The sequence below is a fragment of the Planctomonas deserti genome, from assembly GCF_003067705.1.
Classification (GTDB): Bacteria; Actinomycetota; Actinomycetes; order Actinomycetales; family Microbacteriaceae; genus Planctomonas; species Planctomonas deserti.
Genome location: NZ_QANL01000101.1, coordinates 1 through 613 on the forward strand (window position 1 = coordinate 1; position 613 = coordinate 613).

Genomic DNA, 613 nt, shown 5'->3' on the forward strand with positions numbered 1-613 from the left:
CGCTGGAAGCGACCCTGGCCGCATTCGGCCGGCTGATCGAAGCCGGCAAGGTGCGTGCGATCGGTGCGTCCAACTACAGCGCCACGCGCCTGGCCGATGCGCTGAAGGTATCCACCGACTACAAGCTGCCGCGTTACGAAACCCTGCAGCCGGAGTACAACCTGTACGACCGTGCCGGCTACGAAAAGGAACTGGAACCGCTGGTGCAGCGCGAACAGATCGGCGTGATCGGCTACTACGCGCTGGCCAGTGGCTTCCTCAGCGGCAAATACCGCACGCCGGCCGATGCGGCCAAGAGCCCGGCACGTGGCGAGAACGTGGTGAAGCGCTATCTGAATCCGCGTGGCCTGCGCATCCTGCAGGCGCTGGATGACGTGGCCAGCAAGCACAGCGCCAGTGCCGCGCAGATCGCACTGGCGTGGCAGATCGCACGGCCGTCGATCACCGCGCCGATCGTCAGCGCCACCAGCGTCGAGCAGCTGCACGATCTGCTGGCAGCGGCCAACCTGTCGTTGAGCGTGCAGGATATCGCGCAACTCGACGCCGCCAGCGCGGAAGCCTGAGTTGTAGTGCCGGCCGCTGGCCGGCATTGCACAACAGCGAAGAAAATAAT

The 613-nt window shown here is 65.1% G+C and carries 1 protein-coding gene; it reads left to right on the top strand.

Features of this window, described 5'->3' with window-relative positions; translation table 11 throughout:
* The coding region (locus DAI20_RS19750; RefSeq protein WP_168927707.1) for an aldo/keto reductase at positions 1-563 on the top strand (563 nt) is incomplete at its 5' end.
* Positions 564-613: the final 50 nt, after the last annotated feature.